A 16,900-nucleotide genomic window follows, 5' to 3' on the forward strand; every position below is an offset into this window, starting at 1 on the left:
ATGCGGAGGACATGCGGCGGAAGCCGGGCCGGGCCGTCGGTATCCGAGGACATCCGGCCTCGCAGCTGCCTATATTTCAGGCAACGGAATTCTCCTGTTGGAGGGCTAGGTGTCCGATGTGTTCGCCAAGGATCTCAGCCGCCGGGTCGTGACCAGGATCGCTCCCGCCGAACTGCCGCTGTTCGACCAGACCTGGGACGCGCTCGGCGGCAGGACCAGGCCGAGGTCGCATCGGGATCCGCTCGGTTTCGGGTTGCCGGGGGTGGACGAGCTGCTGGTGACGGCGATCGTCTCCGGCGTCGTGACCACGGTGCTCGCGGACGTGGGCAAGGACGTCGGCTCGTGGACCGGCCGGCTGATCGGCCGGTTGCGCCGCCGTCCGCGGGAGCTGCCCGAGGCGCAGCCGGCGGGCCCGGCGCCGTTGCCGCCGGCCCGGCTGACGGAGATCCGCAAGGTCGCCTACCACAAGGCGCGCCGGATGGGCATGTCGCAGGCGCAGGCCGACGCGCTGGCCGACGCGGTGGTGAGCGAGCTGGCCCGTAACCCGTCATGAGAGGCCGTCTCCCGTCGGCCACCACGTCCGCGTTCGTCCTGCTGATCAGCCTGGCGTTCGCGACGACCGCGATCTACCGGCCGGGGATCTTCGACCTGCTGTCGGTGCAGGGGGCGGAGGTCCCGGCGAAGGTCAGGGAGGCGTGCCAGCTCGCGGCGCTGAAGGGCCTGGACGATCCCGCGTGCGACGTGATGAGCCGCGGGGCTCACCAGGATCTCCGGCTCGGCGTGTTGCTCTGTTTCGCGACGCTCGTCCTGCTCACCGCGCTGCAGTACTGGTTCGGCCCGGCCTGGCGGATCCGCCGCCGGCGGCTGCGTCCGGTCGGCGGCGAGGTCGGCGAGGAGTTGCGGCGGATGGCGGCGGAGGTGCTCGGCGGCCGCCGGGTCGTCTTCCTGCTCGACGTGCTCGATCCCGCGGTGGCCGGGCTGGCCTTCGGGCGGGCCGGGAGCCGGTACGTGGTGATCAGCCGGGGCACCTGGATGTCGTTCGAGCGCGACCGGCCGCTGTTCCGGGCGGTGGTGCTGCACGAGCTGGCGCACGTGCGCAACAGGGACCTGACCATCACGGCGGTCACGCTGGCGATGTGGCGGTCCTACGCCGGGGTGATCCTCGTGCCGGGCCTGCTCGCCGCCGTGAACGGGGTGGTGTCGGGGCAGGCGCCGTTCCTGCGGTCGGAGCTGATGCCGTTCGGGGCGCGCGCGGCGCTGTCGTGGTTGTTCGCCGCCCAGATCGCCGGGCTGGCGGTGTTGTCGTGGCTGACCCGCTCGGTGGTGCTGCAGTCGCGTGAGCTGATGGCCGACGCCCGCGTGTTGTCGTGGGAGCGGGACGCGACGCCGCTGCGCCGCGTGTTCGAGCAGGCGCCGGCGCCGCGCCGGTGGCCGGTGTCGCTGCGGGTGCGCACCCATCCGCATCTCGCCGTCCGGCGGGCCGCGCTGGAGGACGAGGAGCCGCTGGTGCGCCAGGGTTTCGTCTTCCCGCTGGCGCTGGGCGGCTGTTTCTCCCTGACCATGGATCCGGCCACGTCGCTGACCGCGCAGGGACGCACCAACACGCTGCCGTGGCCGGCGGAGGTGTTCGCCCTGCTGCTGGCCGTCGCGCTGGGGTTGCGGGCGTTGCGGGCCGTGGGGGCGCGCGGCGACGCCGTGCACGTGCCGCTGGGCCTGGCCGTGGGGCTGGCGGGCGGCTGGGTGCTGGCCCCGAGCAGGATGACCGACCATGCGCTGGCGCCGTTCCCCGTGTCGGTGCAGCTCGCCGGGCTGGTGGTGCTGGCGGTGGCGGGCCTGCTGCTGGGGGTGTGGGTGCGGTGGGTGGCGCGGGTGTGGGCGCCGCGGGTGCACGGGCCGCGGTCGGCGCTCGGGCCGCTGCTGCTGATCGCGGTGGTCGTGACGCTGGGCGCGCGGGGGTTCTACGACGTCCAGGCCGACATCATCATCGCCCACGTCCAGAGATATCCCGCTGTTTCCGACCCACTGGCGCAGGTCCTGATCAGCGCGCAGATCATGCTGGACTCCCGCCTGTCGGCGGGCGTCCTCCTGCTGCTCGCCGTCGTCCTGCTCATGCTGATCCCGATGGCGGTACGTTTCGTCACCCTCGGCGAACGCCGCCCGCCCGCGCCCCGGCGCACCGGCCGCCTCGCCCTGGCGGTGGGCTGCGCGGCCGCCGCGGCGCTGGTCACGGCGATGGTGTCGGGCACGGTCAACGGCTACGTCTTCCAGAGCTCCGGCACCGCGTTGTCGGGCGTCATCGCGACCGGAGCCGCCGCCGGCGCCGCCCTTGCGGCCTGCGTGGCCGGGTTGTCCGGGACGTCGCCGGTCGCGAAGGGCATGCTGACGGGGCTGGCCGCGGCGGTGCTCTACGCCCTCGCGCTGGAGCTGGTGTGGCTGCCCTTGCGGGCGGCGCTGCCGTGGCTGATCCACATGATCATCCTGGAGCGCATGCTGGAGGCCGCGCTGATCGCCGCGCTGGCCACGGCCCTGCTGGCCCGCCTGCTGCCCGCCCGCGGAGAGCCGGCCCCGGTCGCCGGCGTGCCCGCGCCGGGGTGAGACCGGCTGTTCATGGCTGGCGACCGTATCCGCCGGGGCCGGCATTCCGTGCGGCCCGGCGGTTGGGATGATGAGCGCATGGACGCCCCCATCCCCGTCGACACCGATGCCTGGCCGCGCCGGCAGCACTTCGAGCACTACCGCCGGGCCGTCCCGTGCACGTATTCGATCACGGTGGAGATCGACGTCACCGCGTTCGCGGCGGCGCTAGGCCGGTCGCGGCGCAAGTCCTACCTCGCGCAGGTCTGGGCGATCGCCACGGTCGTCAACCGGCACGACGAGTTCAGGATGTGCCTGACCGCCTCCGGCGACCCGGCCGTCTGGCCCGTCGTGCATCCGGCGTTCACGGTCTTCAACCCCGAACGTGAGACGTTCGCGTGCGTGTGGGCGCCCTACGACCCCGACTTCGCCGCCTTCCACGACGTCGCCGCTCCCCTGCTCGCCGAGCACGCCCGCGCCACCGAGTTCTTCCCGCAGGGGCCGCCGCCGCCCAACACGTTCGACGTGTCGAGCCTGCCGTGGACGTCCTTCACCGGGTTCAACCTCAACATCGGCGACAACTGGGACCACCTCGCCCCCATCTTCACCCTCGGCCGGTACACCGAGCGCGACGGCCGGGTCCTGCTCCCCCTCGCACTCCAGGTGCACCACGCCGCCGCCGACGGGTTCCACTCCGCCCGGCTCGTGAACGAGCTGCGGACCCTGGTCGCGGACCCGTCCTGGGTCGACCGGAGCCCGGCCTCCTGAACCAGCGCTGACCTCCGCCCCCGCCCCGGCCCTTGCGGCCACGGGCCGGGGGCGCGCTTCGCCATGCCCCGAATCTATCGTTCTAAATTGCTACGTTCGTTTTTCATGCGATAGTTTTGCATGCGAAAGAGAGGTGGCGTCCATGACGAGCGAAGCCGACCCGGCCGATGCCGGGCGACACGTCGACGTACTGATCATCGGTGCCGGCCTGTCCGGCATCGGCGCCGCATGGCATCTCCAGCGGCGACCCGGCAGGACCTACGCGGTGCTGGAGGCCCGAGACCGTCTCGGCGGCACGTGGGACCTGTTCCGCTATCCGGGCGTCCGCTCGGACTCCGACATCTTCACCCTCAGCTACGCCTTCCAGCCCTGGCGTGGCCGCAAGTCCCTGGCCGACGGCGACGCCATCCGCCGCTACATCGAGGACACCGCCCGCGACCACGGCATCGACCGGCACGTCCGGCACCGGACCAAGGCCCTGTCCGCCGACTGGTCCTGGGAGCGGCGCCGGTGGACGGTGCGCACCACCCGCGGGACCTGGACGTGCTCGTTCCTGTACGTCTGCGCCGGTTACTACGACTACGACCACGGCCACCAGCCGGAGTTCAAGGGCGCCGAGGACTTCGGCGGCCGGTTCGTGCACCCGCAGTTCTGGCCGGACGACCTCGACGTGACCGGCAGGAGCACCGTGGTGATCGGCAGCGGGGCCACCGCGGTCACCCTGGTGCCGGCGCTGGCGAAGCGGGCGGGGCACGTCACGATGGTGCAGCGCTCCCCGACCTACCTGACCTCCCTGCCCGACGTGGACCCGGCGGCGGGCCCGCTGCGCCGCCTGCTTCCCGCGCGTACGGCCCACCGGCTGCTCCGCGCCAAGAACGTCCTGAGCAGCCGGCTCACGTACTGGCTGAGCCGGCGCTACCCGGAGCAGACCAAGCGGCACCTGCGCAAGGGCATCCAGCGCTACCTGCCCGACCCGGCCCTCCTCGACCGGCACTTCACCCCCCGGTACCAGCCGTGGGACCAGCGGCTGTGCGTCGTCCCCGACGGCGACCTGTTCCGCGAGGTGGCCGCCGGGCGCGTGTCGATGGTCACCGACCGGATCGCCCGTCTCACCGAGCACGGGATCGAGCTGGAGTCCGGGCGCACGCTGGAGGCGGACGTGATCGTCTCCGCGACGGGCCTGTCGCTGATCCCCCTCGGCGGGATCGCCGTGTCGGTGCAGGGCCGCCCGGTCGACCTGGCCGAGACCACCGCCTACCGCGGGCTGATGCTGAGCGGCGTGCCCAACCTGGCCTTCTGCGTCGGTTACACCAACGCGTCGTGGACGCTGCGGGCGGAGCTGTCCTCCCGTTACGTCGTCCGGCTGCTCGACCACATGCGGCGGCACGGCCTGACCACCGCGATGCCCGCGCTGCCGCGCGACGTCGCCCGCCGTCCGCTGCTCGGCCTGACCTCCGCCTACGTCCAGCGCGCGGCGCACCTGTTCCCGCAGCAGGGCGACCGCGCGCCGTGGACGGCCGGCCAGAACTACCTGACCGACCGGCTGCGGTCGGCGTTCCTCGACGTCCGCAAGGGGATGATCTTCGATGGGTGAGCAGTACCGGGTGGTGGCCCTGGGCGGCGCCGGCGCGATGGGCAGGCCCGTCGTCGAGGCGCTGGCCGGGCGGCCGGACATCGCCGACCTGGTGATCGCCGACCGCGACACGGCCGCCGCCGCGCGGCTGTCCGTCAAGTACGCGAACGCCTCGGCCGCGACCGTGGACGCCGCCGACCCGGTCCGGCTGCGCGAGCTGTTCCGCGACGCCGACCTGGTCGTCAACACCACCGGCCCGTTCTTCCGGCTCGGCGTGCCGATCCTGCGGGCGGCGATCGAGAGCCGTACCCACTACGCCGACATCTGCGACGACTGGGAACCGACCCTGGACATGCTCGCCATGGACGCCCAGGCGCGGGACGCGGGCGTGACGGCCGTGATCGGGGCCGGCGCGAGCCCGGGCACCAGCAACATGCTGGCCGCGCTGGCGACCCGTGAGCTGGACACCGTCGAGAGCGTCCACACCGCCTGGCCGGTGGACGTCCCGTTCGTCGGCGACGACCCCGCCGACGCCTCGGCGGGCGGGGAGTCGGCCGCCGTCGTCCACTGGATGCAGCAGTTGTCCGGCACGATCCGCGTCTGGGCCGGCGGCGCGCCCGCCGAACGGCCGCCGCTCAAACCCGTCAGGCTCGACTACCCGGGGCTGGGCCCCGGCACCGCCTACACCGTCGGCCATCCCGAACCGCTGACGCTCCCGGCTACCTGCTCGATCACGGGCGACTCCGCCTGCGTCATGGTGGTCAGGCCGGAGACGGCCGCGTACCTGATGACCCTGCGCGAGGAGATCGATCGGGGCGGGCTCTCCCTGGAGCAGGCCGCGGCCGCGATCGAGCGCCCGACCGCGGGCCGCTTCGCCCGCTCCGCCGTGCGCCGGCTCTCGCTGCGCGGCCCCGGCTCGCTGCCGCCCTTCTTCGCGCTGGCCGCCGGCGTCCGGGACGGCCGGCCGTGCCGGATCGGCGCGCGGCTGATCGGCTCGCCGCGCGGGATGGCCAGGGCGACCGGGGTCCCGCTGTCGCTGGCGGCGGCGCAGATCCTCGACGGCTCGGTGCGCGCCGCCGGCGTCCATCCCCCGGACGCCGTGCTCGACCCGGAGAGGTACTTCGCGCAGCTGGCCGTCCACTGCGACCCGCCGTGCGCCGGCCGCGACGAGGTGGTCACCGTGGACCGGACCCCGTGACCGGCGCCGATCGCCCGCTTCCCGGGGTCCGCGGCGACGTCGGGCCCGGCTGGGAGCCGGTCCGCCGCGCGTTCGCCGCGATGCGGCACCTCAAGACTCGTGGGCAGGTGTCTGGCGTGTGCGGTGAGCCCCTTGTGCTGCATGACGGCTGACCAGCTCCGCTCTTGACGTGGCGTGGCGTCTTGGCCGCTCTACGTTGAGCGGGCCATCTTGACGGCTGAGATCAGCAAGACGACGGTCGGGGCAGGGATGAGGACCAGGTCCGGGGTGACGCCGAGCAGTCGGCCGTCCCCTCTGGGTCAAGCCGCGGGCCGCAGGTGCTGCCGAGCCCATTCCTCGAAGCTGGTGAGCGGAAGGCCGAGGTCCCTGGCGTACTGCGGGCGGGCCGGCTGGCCGGCAATGTTCATCCACTCGTGCGAGGCGCCCATCGCCGGCATTCCGGCGGCGAGTGCCTGTTCCTCGGTCATGTCCGGCGCGGGCAGGTGCGTGCCCAGCGCGCGGGAGAGAACCTCGGCGACCTCCGTCATGGACAGATGGTCACTCGCCAGCTCCAGCTCGACCCCGTGGAACCGCTCCGGCTCGGCGATGGCTGCGGCGGCTGCCCTGCCGATGTCGTCCACCGCGGCGAGGGACAGCCGGGTGTCCGGCTTCACGACGCTCACCAAACCGCCTTCCACACCCCGCGGGAACAGGAAAGCCATGGACGGCAGGAAGTTCTCCATGAAGAAACCCGGTTTGAGGATCGTCCAGCGGGAGAAGCCGGCCGCACGGACCCGGTCCTGGATCGTGCTCTTGGCTCCCAGGCTGGCGTCCAAGGAGCCCCAGCGGCCTGCGATCCAGCCGGGAGCCTGGGTGTGCTGACCGGCGCCACTGGTGGAGGTGTGCACGAACTGCGGCACTCCCGCAGCCTGCGCGCCCTCGATGAGGTTGACGGCTTGGGCCACCTCTCCGTCGAAGTCGAAACCTTCGGCGGCCAGGGCGGGCATCTGAACGGAGAAGACGGCGCGGACACCCGTGGCGGCCCGCACCACCGAATCGCGATCGTGGAGATCACCGGTGACCAGATCGGCGCCCAGCGCCTCGACGGCCTTGGCTCGTTCGGTGTCGGGGTGACGCACCAGAGCGCGTACGGGTACGCCTGCGGCGAGCAGGGCTCGGGCGGTGGCGCCGCCCTGCCTGCCGGTGGCGCCGGTGACCAGGACGGGTGCGGGATGTGCGGTCATCGGGCTCCTCAGAGCTATAAACGGCGGGGGCCGCCGCTTTCTGTGCGATAAGATATGGCGGGCCCCGCCATTTAGCAACCCCGGAGATGACGCCCATGCCCGACCGCCAGCGCGCAGACGCCCGGCGCAACTATGCGCGCATCCTCGCCGTGGCCGAGGAGGAGGTCGCCGCGTACGGGGCAGGCGCCTCCCTGGAACAGATCGCGCGCATCGCGGGGGTCGGCTCGGCCACCGTGCGCCGCCACTTCCCGACCCGCCGGGCGCTGCTGGAGGCGGTCTCCCATCGACGCATCGAGGCCCTGGCCGCCCGTGCCCGCGAGCTGACAGGCAAGGGCGACAGCCGTGACGCGCTCCTGCAATGGCTCAGTGACGTCGTCGCCTACTGTGTCGCGGCCCGAGGGCTGGCGGCGGCACTGGCCTACGACGGGGCCGAGACCGACCCCGTACACGAGAACACCTGTGCGGCGATGATGGCGGAGGCGGGGAACCCCCTGCTGCAGCGCGCCATGCAGGACGGGGCGGTGGCGGAAGGCGTCACCGTCGCCGACCTGATCGCGCTGATCGTCGGTGTCGTCCTGGCGACGGAGCACCACCCTGACCCGGCGGCCCGCGCGGACCGGCTGTTCCAGCTGGCCGTGGCGGGGGTGAGCCCGCGGGGCTGAGAGGCCTTCATCGGTGACAAGGGCTGCGTGACCGGCGCCGTCAGGGCGCAGGCCCGCGAGGACAACAGGACCGCCGGGGACCGCGTCGCCCCTCCCTGGGACCGAACGCCAACGGAAATGGGTGCCGTTCGTCTTCAGGGAGCCTACGAGGGGTCGCCCCCGGACGCGCAGGGCGGGCACGGCGGCCCGAACCCGGGAGGCGGCTCCCGTGACGAGCACAACCGGCGTTTCCCCATCACGAGATGATCGCCTGCGACGTCGAGGGCAGCGCCGGCCCGATCGCCCGCCGGGCGCCCGGGGTGCGCCCGTGTCCCCAGCCGATCTGCCGGCGGTATCCGCCCAGCAGCCCACGCTCGGCCAGTTCCGTCACATCGGGCGGCTCCGGGAGCGGGTGCGCGGCCGGGGCCACGTAGAGGGCGTCCACCGGGCAGTACGCCTCGCACATGAAGCACGTCTGGCAATCGCCCTGCCGCGCGATCAGCGGCACCCCGTCGTCCCCGCGTACGAACACGTCCGTCGGACAGGCCTCGACGCACTTGTCGCAGGCGATACACCGGTCGCGCAGCACGATCTCGATCACGACGCCACCGCCAGCGGCCACCCGGTCTCCGGCAGCACCCAGACCTCGTCGAGCCCACCGGAGATCAGCCGGTGGTGCTGGGCGGGGTCGGAGCCGGGGTGGTCGGCACGCTTGTGCATGCCGCGGCTCTCGGTCCTGGCCAGCGCGCTGGCGTACATCCATCGGGCGTGGGCCGCCATCGCGGCGGCCGAGCGGGCGCGCACGACGTCGGGGCCGTCGGCGTACAGGCCCCGCCTGGCCCGCTTCCAGGTCTCGTCGAGCGCTGCCAGCGCGGGCGCGAGCCGGTCGCCGTGGCGCAGGTAGTTCTTCTCGTACGGCAGCACCTCGGCCTGGACCGCCTCGATGATCTCGCGATGCCCGGCCGGGTCGCCGCCGGTCGGCCGCAATCCGGCGCCGCCCGCCCCGCGCACGGTCCGCGTGGCCGCCTGAGCGCCCAGAGCACGGGCGTGACGGGCCGCGGCCTGCCCCGCCCAGGTGCCGGAGGACATCGCCCAGGCCGCGTTGTGGCTGCCGCCGCCGGTGAAGCCCCCGCAGATCGGTTCCCTGGTGGCCGCGTCGCCGGCGGCGTACAGGCCCGCGACGGAGGTGGCGCAGTCGTAGCCGGTCAGGCGGATCCCGCCGGTTCCGCGTACGGTCCCCTCCGCCAGGAGCGTGACGGGGAAAAGCTCGGTGAACGGGTCGATCCCCTGCCGGTCGAAGGGCAGGAAGAAGTTGGGCTGAGCCAGCCGCATCGCCTGCCTGATCCCCTCCCCCGCCTGGTCGAGGCGGCAGAAGACGCGCTCGGACAGCAGCGCCCGCGCGATCACCGACCGGCCGTGCGTGCTGCCCGCCCCCTCCAGGACACTTCCGTCGGCATGGTAGAAGGTGGCGTAGGAGTAGAAGGCGGTCTTGGTCACGGAGGTGAACTCCGGAGCGATCGCGTAGGCGTTGGAGAACTCCATGCCGGACAGCTCGGCCCCGGTCTCCGCCGCGAACAGGGCGCCGTCGCCGGTGTTGACGTCACAGCCGAGCGCCTTGCTGAGGAAGGCGCAGCCGCCGGTGGCCAGCACCACCGCGCCCGCGCGCACCCGGTAGGAGCGATCGTGCTGCCTGCGGTGGCCGGCCGCGCCCGCGACCGCGCCGTCCGCGTCCACCAGCAGTTCGGTGACAGGGCTGTGGTCGAGCACGCGCACCCCCGAGCGGCGCGCGCGGATGCGCATGCGGCGCATGTACTCCGGGCCCTGCAGGCCGCGCCGGATCTGCCCGCCGTCCTCACCCACCGGGAAGGGGTAGCGGCTCACCTCGGCCAGCTCGTTCATGTTCGCGTACGTCTGGTCCAGGACCCGGGCCATCCAGGCGCGATCGGAGAGGTACCCGCCCAGGGCCTCCCGGGAGGCCATCGCCGCCTCGCGGGAGGCCGGGTCGGGATCGACGTACCAGACTCCGGTGCCGGCGGCAGCAGTGGCGCCGCTCGTGCCCAGGTAGCCCTTGTCGACCAGGACGACGTCGGCGCCCGACTCGGCTGCCTTGACGGCGGCCCAGGCGCCGGCCGGCCCGCCGCCGGCCACCAGGACGTCTGCGATGAGATCCAGATCGGTCATGACTCCCTCCTCATGGGAGATCCGCAGGGCGCGAACGCCCAGTGGGAGGCCACCCCCTCGTACGGGCAGCGGGTGTGCGTCTCGGTCGGCTCCAGCAGGTCGAACCGCACGTCATCCGGCGGGATGTGGTCGCGGGTCGGCAGGCCTGTCTCGAACAGCAGCACCGCGTGACGGGTGTCCGCGACCACCTGCCAGCCGATCTCGACGACGACATGCCGGGAGCTGGGGATCGGGTCCACCCGCTCGTACGGGTCACGCGGGTGCACGAAGGTCTCTTCTTCCTCCTCGCACCAGTGGTCGAGCACCACCTCCGGATGCCGGAACCACGCGAACGCCATGTGGTCGGGAAGCTCCGGACACCGCCAGACGGCGTCGCGCACGATCGCGTCCCCGACCGCGAGGCCGTAGCGGACGCCCGGGGGCTCCCCGGCGTCGCGCAGCAGGTCGGTACGCACGTCACGAGCGGGGAAGGCGTACCCGGGCATGTCAGGCCTCCGCCGGCTCGGCCACATACGGGCGGCCCTCGCGCCACGCCGCGACCTGGTCCGGCCGGCCGAACACCTCCAGATACTCCTCGACCTGCCGCTTGGCCTGGTCCCGCGACCACCCGGCGCGTACCCGCGGACCGGCGGCCGTTCGTCCGCTTGGTGAGCATGTGACCGGAGAACGGCGGTGGAGGGGAGCCCGCGCGCAGGGTCCCGCCGCGTCGGGGTGGCGCGGACACCGCGGCGTCGGCGTCCGCACCGGACTGCAGGGCCCCGCCGTCCGCGCCGGTCAGCGGAGCACCGCCACCTGCACCACAGGCGGCCGGCAAGAGCGAGAGGGCTCCCCCTCCTGTCCCGGCGAGCAGGACCCGCCTGGTGAGATCGGTGGCCCCCGGAAGGGCGGGCCGGTTGAAGGGACGGGGGTATTCCCTCATGGGTGCTCCTTCACGACGAGCTTCAACCCACTATTCAGGTAGGAATACTCGGATGTCAACCCTTGGAGACGTCAACGCCGTCCAGCCCGCGAGGACGGCCCGTCACGGCCGGTCGCCGGACTTGCGCACCCTTCCCGACGCCTCGGCGACCCTCCGGAGGAGGCCGGGGAGCGCGCGCGAAGAACCTCCGCCGGCGCGTGCTGGAGCACCGACGCCTGGAGAGGCGAGACGACCAGCCCTGCGGCGGCGACCTGGCACGTGGCGCACACCGCCGGCAGCACGGGCAGGCCGGCCCGGAGAGCGAACAGCCCGGCGAGACCGCTCGCGAGCATGGCGCACGCCGACAGCGCGAGCCCTGCCGAGACCGTGTGGCGGCCGAAGGCCCCCGCCACCCGCCAGGTCAGCGCGGAGCTCGCCGCCATCGCCGCGGCCGCGGGCAGCGTGACGGCCGCCGCCGCGAACGCCGACAGCCCGAGGCCCCTTCTGCAGGAACACGGCTTCCCGCCCCGGATGTCGCCGTTCAGCAGGGAATTGTCGAGCAAGGTGGTGAATCCGCCGGCGGCGCAGGCGACCAGGACTCGGCGCCCAGCGGCGGCGAAGCCCGTGGTCACCGGAACGGCTCCGGAGCCGGAGGTCTGTGGGCGGGGGTCGTGCTCCGTGACATCGGCGGGTTCATCCTGCGGGGGCTCAGCCGACGATCCGCTTCTCGAAGCAGGTGGAGTAGGTCATCGAGGTGTAGGGCGGGAAGATCGGGATGCGGGTGTAGCCCTCCCGCTCGTACAGGCGGACCGCGTCAGGCTGGCGGTCGCCGGTTTGCAGGATGACGCGTCGCGCGCCCAGCGCGCCCGCGGCCTCCTCGGCCGCGGCGAGCAGGGACCGCGCCACCCCGCTCCCCCGATGTGACGGGGCCACGTACATCCGCTTGAGCTCGACCTCGTCGCCGAGGCGGCGCAGCAGCACGTGCCCGACGGGCCGCTCAGCGTCGAAGGCGATGCCGGTGAACAACACGGATTCCGCCCGCACAGCCATCCCGGCGGGAAGGTGGCCGGGGTCGGCCGCCAGTCTGTCGGCGTAGCGCCGGCCCATCTCCTCCCGCATGGCCGCGCGCAGCGCCTCGGCCGCCGGATGGTCATAGGGCAGGGATCGGACGGTGAACGTGGCGTTGTCCATGGTCATGCGTGCCCTCCCGTACGTGTTGCTCACCGGTGACCGGTTCACGGGGCTCGGCACCCTGCTGGTCGTGGAGCCGCTCCACCAAGGCGTCGAAGTGCTTGTGCCGGTCGGACAGGCCCTTCCCGAACGCCTCCCATCCCCCCGGGAAGGGACCCGACCCCACCCCCATCTCGAGCCGGCCGCCGCTGAGCTCGTCGAGCGTCGCCGCGTCCTCAGCGATCTTGAGCGGGTCCTCCAGTGGCAGCACCAGCACGCCGGCGCCCAGCCGGATCCGCGTTGCCGTCATCTCAAGCACCGCGAGATCTACGCCGAGACCTCCACCCGTTACCGCACCCCACAGGCCCGGCTGCTGGAGGGCGCGATGTGGGAGGCGGTCAAGGACGATGTGCCGACCGCGCTGAGCCTGCCCGAAGACCCTGACGCGCTGCCGGCCGGCCACGTGGCCGCCCCACCGGCATGGCGGCCACAGTGCGAGGTGCCTGCCGGAAGAGCGCCGCTACCAGCCTCAGATCAGCCTGGACATCAGGCCGGTCGTAGGTTGCTGGGTCAGCTTCGTCCAGGTCGTCCACCAGAGCGGGGCAGGCCAGGTGCGTGAGGCGCCACAGCAGCCCGGCGGACATGCGGATCGGCTCCCCGGCACTCATCGTCGGTGTTCCCCGGTCCCGCGCCGTTCCAGTTCGGCGCGGCCCGCGTCGGTGAGCACCGTCTTGCGCGCCGTGCCGTGATGACCGCTCGGCTCCCCGACGTCGATGAAGCCGAGGGCGACCAGGGCGTCCACGTCGGGCTGGTTCAGCCCGTACTCCGGGATGTCTTCGTACGAGTCGTACAGGACCAGGCTGCCGTGCTCGGCCAGCTTGCTCATGAACTCCAGCCGGCGCGGGGTGAGCCGACGCCCGATCGCTCTCGCACGCTTGACTTCCGCGATCTGGTCGAGCACTGCCCGGCCCGCGTCGGTGACGTGCCAGCGGTAACCATTCGCAAGATCGTCCCGCTCGTCGCGGATCAGCCCCTGTTCGGCCAACCGCTTGAAGACAGCGCGCCTTGTCCAGTCGCCCCACAAGGTGTTCACGTCGCCAGTGATCACTGTGTGGTCCCGGATGCGAATCAAGAGCTTGCGTTGCCCCTCGGTGAGGTCGATCGGCGTGACGTTCATCGCTGACCTCCGCGTCGCGTCTCGGACCAGATGCGGAGCTTCACGGTGTCGCTCATGAGGCATCATCGCCCTCGGCGCCGACGCTGATCAAGGCCCATCGGCGATGGGCGGATCGCCAGGTTGGCAACCTCCTCCACCTCGCTGCGGACGGCCGCCGACAGGCCGCCCCGCCAGGAGAAGTCCAGGCGCAGGTAGCCCGGCCGATCGTAGGAGCCCGACTGCAGGGCCGCCGGGCCGAGCACCTCGCGCAGCGCGGCGTGCACGACGTGCGTGCCGGAGTGGGCCTGGCGGGCGCCGAGCCGCCATTCGGCGTCCACCGCCGCCTGAATCCGGGCGCCGACGGGCAGTTCGCCGGCGGTGACCCGCACCTGATGGACGACCAGCCCCCTGATCGGCCGCTGCACATCGAGGACCTCGGCGGTGACGCCGGAGCCCGTCAGGGTGCCGGTGTCGCTGTCCTGGCCGCCGGACTCGGCGTAGCAGGGGGTGCGGTCCAGCACAACGTGCACGATCTGACATTCGGCCGCCACCGGGATCGGGCGGCCGTCGTGGAAGAGACCGAGCACGCCGGCTCCGGCGGTGAGCCTCTGGTAGGCCAGCCAGTCGGTGGGGCCGTGGACGTCGAGCAGGTCGCGGTGGAGGGCGGATGTCGGCGTGGCCGCTCTTCTTGGCCTGAGCGTCGCGCTTGGCGCGTTCGCGCTGCTCGGTCATGAGCTGTCTGAAGCCGTCGTCGTCCACCTCCAGGCCGTGTTCGGCGGCGATCAGCATGAGCGCGGTGCGGACGTGGTCGGCGACCGCGCGCAGGCGTACGTCGTCCGGCTGGCTCGGGGCGGCGGCCGGGCCGGAGCGGATGCCGTAGGCGAGGCCGCGTCTGCCGCTCGCCGCCGTCGGCGGCTTCTCTGCCAGCGGGTATACGGATTCGAATATCGGTCGTCCATTGATATCGATATTGGACAGTTCAGATGTCCCGTGATCTCCTCTGCGCATGAAGAAGGCAATCCCCCAGGCCCTCCGTTCGGGGCTGGGCGTCATCGTGGTCACCTCACTCACCCTCCTCGGTACTCCCTCCTACGCGGCCACCGCCGCAGCCGGCGCCGCCACTGCGGCTGCCGAGGTGCGGCCGGGAACGACCGTGCGCGACGACCTGCGCACGGTGTTCGACACGGCCGGGGTACGGGGCACGTTCGCGCTGCTGGACGTGTCGTCCAAGACGACGACCGTGGTGGACCGGCGGCGCGCGGAGACGCCGATGGTGCCCGCGTCCAGTTTCAAGGTCCCGCACGCGCTCGTCGCGTTGGAGACGGGCGCGGTCAAGAGCCCCGACGAGGTCATCCCCTGGGACGGCACGCCGCAGCCGTATCCCGAGTGGGAGAAGGACATGACCATGCGGGAGGCCGTGCACATCTCCAACGCGGCGGCGTTCCAGGTGATCGCCCGCCGCATCGGCCTCACGCGCGAACGTCAGTGGCTGCACCGGCTTGGCTACGGCAACCAGCAGACCGGGACCGTGGTCGACCGGTTCTGGCTGGACGGCCCGCTGAAGATCTCGGCGGTGGAGCAGACCCGGTTCATGGAACGGCTGGCCGCCCTGCGCCTGCCCGCCTCCCGCGCGAACCAGCGTGCCGTCCAGGACCTGATCCTGATCGAGAAGAAGAACGGGTACGCCCTGTACGCCAAGTCAGGCTGGCAGAACGCCCCCAACCCCGGCACCGGCTGGTGGACGGGCTGGGTCGAGCGCGGCGGCCGCCTGTACACCTTCGCGCTGAACATGGACATCGCCAAGGACGCCGACGCCGCCAAGCGCGCCACGCTCGCCCGTCAACTGCTGTACCGGCTGAACGTCCTGCCCGCGGCGTGATCGTCTCCACCTCGGACCACGGTGACCGTCGCACGGTCACCGTGGTCGTCACCGTTCAGGCGGCCATCTCGCTGGGCTACTTCGCGGCCATGGCGCACGTCGTCCTGCACCTGCGAGCCGACCTCGGACTGGCCGCCGGAGGGATCGGCCTGGTGCTGGCGCTGCGCAATCTCGTGCAGCACACGCTCTCCCTGCCGGTCGGCGTGCTGGTGGACGTACTCGGCCCGGTACGGATGGGCATTCTGGCGTGCCTGCTGCGCGCGGCCGGGTTCGCCCTGCTGGGCACTGTGTCCAGCCTGCCCTGGCTGATCGTCGCCGTGGTGCTGCTGGGCACGGGCGGGGCGCTGTTCCACCCGGCGGCGCAGTCGCTGCTGGCCGGGCTCGCCGAACGGCGAAGGGCGCGCGGATACGCGGCGTACGCGATGACGTTGCAGGTCGCGGCGGTGGCCGGCCCGGTGCTCGGGCTGGCGCTGCTGAACGTCGGCTACTGGCTGGTGGCATTGACGGCGGCAGCGCTGTGGGGCGTGGCGGCGTTCCTGTTCTCACTCCTGCGGCACGTCCCGCGCGTACGGGTGCCGCACGGAGTCGTCTCCGGGGTGCGAACGGTACTGCGGGACCGGGTCTTCGTCGGGTTCGCGGCCGTGTCGGCACCCGCCATGCTGCTGACCGACCAGTCGTCGGTGGTCGTACCGCTCGGCGGCGCGGACTCGACAGCGGTCACCTTGTTCTCCTGCGTGCTCGCCATGGTGTCGGCCGCGGTCCAGCCGTGGTGCGCGGTACCCGGCCGCGCCGACCGACCGCACGTGCTGCGCGCGGGACTGCTGCTCGCCGCGGGCGGCCATCTGCTGCTGGCGACCGGCGCGGGCACCGGGCTGCCAGGCCTGGTGCTGGTGGCCGTGCTGCACGGGCTCGCCGACGGGCTGCTGCAGCCGGCGGTGTTCCAGACGATCGCCCGGCTCGCCCCGCCGACGCGTTTCGGGGCGTACCTGGGCGTACAGACGTTCCTGTCGGGCCTGGTCGCGTTCGCCGGCGGCATAGCGGTGGGCGGGTTGTTCGACCGGGGACCAGGCGGCGCGACGGCGGCACTGGTCATCCTGACGTTGACCGCCTGCGCCGCTGCGGCCTGCGTCCGTCCGCTGCCTGAGCAGGCGATCGACGATGCCAGGACCGACGATTCCCCCAGCCGCTCCCCCAGCCGCGCCGCAGGGCTCAGGGACGGTGTCCGCGACGCGACGAGGTCATGATCGGCGGGACCGTCGCCATCGCCGGGGTTGAGGAACCGGTGGACAGCCGTCGGCGCTGAGAAGGATCTTGAGGCAGAGAGCTGAAGCTGTTCTTGGTTGCGCAGCTTCCTCAGCTCGTCGCCTGGTCCCGGAGTCGGCGTGGTCGCAGCGAAAACTGAGCATTGTCATCGAAGGTTGATGACCACTACGGTGTCTCACCGAAGGTCGAGTGGTTGCTGGGGCTGGACATCTGTCGCATCTCACCGACAGCGACGTTCGAGGTCTGCCACCCCGCCGGGGACCGCGGGTCGTGCGGTGTCCCGATAGACGAGGCGGGTTGCAGTACGCGGGTTGGATTCACCAGTTGGCGGAAGGCCGTCCGCACGTGGAGCAGTGATCGCCGACCGGGTCTGGAG

Annotated in this window: 18 protein-coding genes; 9 read left to right on the forward strand and 9 right to left on the reverse strand. The window is 72.4% G+C overall.

What is annotated here, in order from left to right; translation table 11 throughout:
- Positions 1 to 109: 109 nt before the first annotated feature.
- The 5 genes from ACIBK9_RS13575 to ACIBK9_RS13595 all read left to right on the forward strand — a co-directional run bounded on the left by ACIBK9_RS13575 (position 110) and on the right by ACIBK9_RS13595 (position 6,113).
- Complete coding sequence (locus ACIBK9_RS13575) at positions 110 to 553, forward strand: hypothetical protein (protein WP_358295504.1); 444 nt, start codon at positions 110 to 112, stop codon at positions 551 to 553.
- Positions 550 to 2,595: a M48 family metalloprotease gene (locus ACIBK9_RS13580; RefSeq protein WP_397157960.1), complete on the forward strand. Its 2,046-nt coding sequence runs from the start codon at positions 550 to 552 to the stop codon at positions 2,593 to 2,595. The genes ACIBK9_RS13575 and ACIBK9_RS13580 overlap by 4 nt, the downstream gene beginning before the upstream one ends.
- Positions 2,596 to 2,673: 78 nt before the next feature.
- Positions 2,674 to 3,342 (forward strand): type A chloramphenicol O-acetyltransferase, encoded by a 669-nt coding sequence (gene catA, locus ACIBK9_RS13585; RefSeq protein ID WP_397157962.1) that lies wholly within the window; start codon positions 2,674 to 2,676, stop codon positions 3,340 to 3,342.
- 142 nt (positions 3,343 to 3,484) lie between these two features.
- Positions 3,485 to 4,936: a flavin-containing monooxygenase gene (locus ACIBK9_RS13590; protein ID WP_397157964.1), complete on the forward strand. Its 1,452-nt coding sequence runs from the start codon at positions 3,485 to 3,487 to the stop codon at positions 4,934 to 4,936.
- Positions 4,929 to 6,113 (forward strand): saccharopine dehydrogenase family protein, encoded by a 1,185-nt coding sequence (locus ACIBK9_RS13595; RefSeq protein ID WP_397157966.1) that lies wholly within the window; start codon positions 4,929 to 4,931, stop codon positions 6,111 to 6,113. Before ACIBK9_RS13590 ends, ACIBK9_RS13595 begins: the two co-directional genes overlap by 8 nt.
- A 299-nt stretch (positions 6,114 to 6,412) precedes the next feature.
- On the opposite strand, the gene ACIBK9_RS13600 is transcribed toward ACIBK9_RS13595, so the two are convergent.
- Positions 6,413 to 7,336: an NmrA family NAD(P)-binding protein gene (locus ACIBK9_RS13600; protein WP_397157968.1), complete on the reverse strand. Its 924-nt coding sequence runs from the start codon at positions 7,334 to 7,336 to the stop codon at positions 6,413 to 6,415.
- Between the two features lie 95 nt (positions 7,337 to 7,431).
- On the opposite strand from ACIBK9_RS13600, the gene ACIBK9_RS13605 reads away from it, so the two are divergent.
- Positions 7,432 to 7,998: a TetR/AcrR family transcriptional regulator gene (locus ACIBK9_RS13605; RefSeq protein WP_397157970.1), complete on the forward strand. Its 567-nt coding sequence runs from the start codon at positions 7,432 to 7,434 to the stop codon at positions 7,996 to 7,998.
- A 235-nt stretch (positions 7,999 to 8,233) separates the two neighbouring features.
- Here the strand turns inward: ACIBK9_RS13605 and ACIBK9_RS13610 are convergent, their stop codons facing one another.
- The 8 genes from ACIBK9_RS13610 to ACIBK9_RS13645 all read right to left on the reverse strand — a co-directional run bounded on the left by ACIBK9_RS13610 (position 8,234) and on the right by ACIBK9_RS13645 (position 14,032).
- Entirely contained in the window at positions 8,234 to 8,578 is a 345-nt protein-coding gene (locus ACIBK9_RS13610) for a ferredoxin family protein (RefSeq protein WP_358295486.1), read from the reverse strand.
- Entirely contained in the window at positions 8,575 to 10,158 is a 1,584-nt protein-coding gene (locus ACIBK9_RS13615; RefSeq protein ID WP_397157972.1) for an FAD-dependent oxidoreductase, read from the reverse strand. The genes ACIBK9_RS13610 and ACIBK9_RS13615 overlap by 4 nt, the downstream gene beginning before the upstream one ends.
- Entirely contained in the window at positions 10,155 to 10,643 is a 489-nt protein-coding gene (locus tag ACIBK9_RS13620; RefSeq protein WP_397157974.1) for a DUF427 domain-containing protein, read from the reverse strand. Before ACIBK9_RS13620 ends, ACIBK9_RS13615 begins: the two co-directional genes overlap by 4 nt.
- Before the next feature lie 505 nt (positions 10,644 to 11,148).
- Positions 11,149 to 11,619 carry a hypothetical protein gene (locus ACIBK9_RS13625; protein ID WP_397157976.1) on the reverse strand — a complete coding sequence of 157 codons (471 nt, stop codon included), beginning with the start codon at positions 11,617 to 11,619 and terminating at the stop codon, positions 11,149 to 11,151.
- A 145-nt stretch (positions 11,620 to 11,764) separates the two neighbouring features.
- Positions 11,765 to 12,253: a GNAT family N-acetyltransferase gene (locus ACIBK9_RS13630; protein ID WP_397157978.1), complete on the reverse strand. Its 489-nt coding sequence runs from the start codon at positions 12,251 to 12,253 to the stop codon at positions 11,765 to 11,767.
- The gene (locus ACIBK9_RS13635) at positions 12,207 to 12,545 is read right to left on the reverse strand and encodes an LLM class flavin-dependent oxidoreductase (protein ID WP_397157980.1); all 339 of its coding nucleotides are present in this window, start codon (positions 12,543 to 12,545) and stop codon (positions 12,207 to 12,209) included. Before ACIBK9_RS13635 ends, ACIBK9_RS13630 begins: the two co-directional genes overlap by 47 nt.
- Positions 12,546 to 12,890: 345 nt before the next feature.
- Positions 12,891 to 13,403, reverse strand: a complete 513-nt coding sequence (locus tag ACIBK9_RS13640) for a hypothetical protein (RefSeq protein WP_397157982.1) — start codon at positions 13,401 to 13,403, stop codon at positions 12,891 to 12,893.
- A gap of 62 nt (positions 13,404 to 13,465) precedes the next feature.
- The gene (locus ACIBK9_RS13645) at positions 13,466 to 14,032 is read right to left on the reverse strand and encodes an alanine--tRNA ligase-related protein (RefSeq protein ID WP_397158974.1); all 567 of its coding nucleotides are present in this window, start codon (positions 14,030 to 14,032) and stop codon (positions 13,466 to 13,468) included.
- 80 nt (positions 14,033 to 14,112) lie between these two features.
- On the opposite strand from ACIBK9_RS13645, the gene ACIBK9_RS13650 reads away from it, so the two are divergent.
- The 3 genes from ACIBK9_RS13650 to ACIBK9_RS13660 all read left to right on the forward strand — a co-directional run bounded on the left by ACIBK9_RS13650 (position 14,113) and on the right by ACIBK9_RS13660 (position 16,505).
- Positions 14,113 to 14,262, forward strand: a complete 150-nt coding sequence (locus tag ACIBK9_RS13650; RefSeq protein WP_397157984.1) for a hypothetical protein — start codon at positions 14,113 to 14,115, stop codon at positions 14,260 to 14,262.
- Positions 14,263 to 14,388: 126 nt separating this feature from the next.
- Positions 14,389 to 15,261, forward strand: coding sequence for a class D beta-lactamase (blaOXA, locus tag ACIBK9_RS13655; RefSeq protein ID WP_397157986.1), 873 nt, complete (start codon positions 14,389 to 14,391; stop codon positions 15,259 to 15,261).
- Entirely contained in the window at positions 15,258 to 16,505 is a 1,248-nt protein-coding gene (locus ACIBK9_RS13660; protein WP_397157988.1) for an MFS transporter, read from the forward strand. Before blaOXA ends, ACIBK9_RS13660 begins: the two co-directional genes overlap by 4 nt.
- The last annotated feature ends 395 nt before the right edge of the window (positions 16,506 to 16,900 follow it).

The sequence above is a fragment of the Nonomuraea sp. NPDC050227 genome (assembly GCF_044459705.1).
Classification (GTDB): domain Bacteria; phylum Actinomycetota; class Actinomycetes; order Streptosporangiales; family Streptosporangiaceae; genus Nonomuraea.